This window comes from Corynebacterium sp. 239_CJEI, assembly GCF_001055995.1.
Lineage (GTDB): Bacteria > Actinomycetota > Actinomycetes > Mycobacteriales > Mycobacteriaceae > Corynebacterium > Corynebacterium jeikeium_D.
Map to the genome: position 1 here is coordinate 1 of NZ_JVOW01000003.1, position 2377 is coordinate 2377.

At 55.0% G+C, this 2377-nt stretch carries 1 rRNA gene; it reads right to left on the minus strand.

Annotated elements, in window-relative coordinates:
- Positions 1-66: 66 nt before the first annotated feature.
- Positions 67-2377 (minus strand): 23S ribosomal RNA (locus tag ADB08_RS00845); the annotation flags it as partial.

Genomic DNA, 2377 nt, shown 5'->3' on the forward strand with positions numbered 1-2377 from the left:
GGGTGGGTGGTGTCATGCCAGACACTGAATAACGGACGCGAGCAAAAACCCTGTAATTCACACTTTGTGTGTTGAATGTTTGGTCTATTAGTACCGGTCACCTCCACACCTTACGATGCTTCCAGATCCGGCCTATCAACCCCATCATCTATAGGGGACCTCAAAAGAAACCTAATCTTGGAACAGGCTTCCCGCTTAGATGCTTTCAGCGGTTATCCCTTCCGTACGTAGCCAACCAGCCATGCCCCAGGCGGGACAACTGGCACACCAGAGGTACGTCCATCCCGGTCCTCTCGTACTAGGGACAGCCTTCCTCAAGTTTCTACGCGCGCGGCGGATAGAGACCGAACTGTCTCACGACGTTCTAAACCCAGCTCGCGTGCCGCTTTAATGGGCGAACAGCCCAACCCTTGGGACCTACTCCAGCCCCAGGATGCGACGAGCCGACATCGAGGTGCCAAACCATCCCGTCGATATGGACTCTTGGGGAAGATCAGCCTGTTATCCCCGGGGTACCTTTTATCCGTTGAGCGACACCGCTTCCACAAGCCGGTGCCGGATCACTAGTCCCTAGTTTCCTACCTGCTCGACCTGTCAGTCTCACAGTCAAGCTCCCTTGTGCACTTACACTCAACACCTGATTGCCAACCAGGCTGAGGGAACCTTTGGGCGCCTCCGTTACTCTTTGGGAGGCAACCGCCCCAGTTAAACTACCCACCAGGCACTGTCCCTAACCCGGATCACGGGCCGAGGTTGAGATGTCCAATACGATCAGAGTGGTATTTCAACAACGACTCCACCCCAACTGGCGTTGAGGCATCACAGTCTCCCACCTATCCTACACAAACCGAACCGAACACCAATACCAAGCTATAGTGAAGGTCCCGGGGTCTTTTCGTCCTGCCGCGCGTAACGAGCATCTTTACTCGTACTGCAATTTCGCCGGGTCTGTGGTTGAGACAGCAGGGAAGTCGTTACGCCATTCGTGCAGGTCGGAACTTACCCGACAAGGAATTTCGCTACCTTAGGATGGTTATAGTTACCACCGCCGTTTACTGGGGCTTAAATTCTCCGCTTCGACCCCAAAAGGGTCTAACAGGTCCTCTTAACCTTCCAGCACCGGGCAGGCGTCAGTCCGTATACATCGACTTACCCGTCTTCGCACGGACCTGTGTTTTTAGTAAACAGTCGCTTCCCTCTATTCTCTGCGGCCACAACCAGCTCAACCACGTCGGTCACCAGTCATGGCCCCCCTTCTCCCGAAGTTACGGGGGCATTTTGCCGAGTTCCTTAACCACAGTTCTCCCGATCGCCTTAGTATTCTCTACCTGACTACCTGTGTCGGTTTCGGGTACGGGCCGTATATCCACATCGCTAGAGGCTTTTCTCGGCAGCATAGGATCACCAACTTCCCCAAAACGGGTACGCATCACGCCTCACCCACATGTGCTCCGGATTTACCTAGAACACGGGCCACACGCTTACACCACGATATCCATCACGTGGCACGGCTACCTTCCTGCGTCACCCCATCACTTGGCTACTACCAGTTCAGGTCCCCAGCATCACACACACCAACCAACCTAAAAGGCTAGTAAACGGCGCGTGTTCAGGTGGGTTAGTATCCCTGATTCACCATGGGCGCGGACACACGGGTACGGGAATATCAACCCGTTATCCATCGACTACGCCTGTCGGCCTCGCCTTAGGTCCCGACTCACCCTGGGAGGATTAACCTGGCCCAGGAACCCTTAGTCATTCGGCGGAGGAGTTTTCCACTCCTCATTCGCTACTCATGCCTGCATTCTCACTCGCGCACACTCCACACTAGGGTTACCCCAGCGCTTCACAGCAGTCACGCGACGCTCCCCTACCCAACCACCAAAAGGTGATTGCCGCGGCTTCGGCGGTGTACTTGAGCCCCACTACATTGTCGGCGCAGAACCACTCGACCAGTGAGCTATTACGCACTCTTTCAAGGATGGCTGCTTCTAAGCCAACCTCCTGGTTGTCTTCGCGATCCCACATCCTTTTCCACTTAGCACACCCTTAGGGGCCTTAGCCGGCGATCTGGGCTGTTTCCCTCTCGACTACGAAGCTTATCCCCCGCAGTCTCACTGCCGTGCTCTGACCTCACCGGCATTCGGAGTTTGGCTGATGTCGCTAAGATGATAGTCCCGCTAAACCAACCAGTAGCTCTACCTCCAGGAGGAAACACACGACGCTGCACCTAAATGCATTTCGGGGAGAACCAGCTATCACGGAGTTTGATTGGCCTTTCACCCCTACCCACAGCTCATCCCCTCAGTTTTCAACCTAAGTGGGTTCGCGCCTCCACAGAGTCTTACCTCTGCTTCACACTGGCCATGGGTAGATC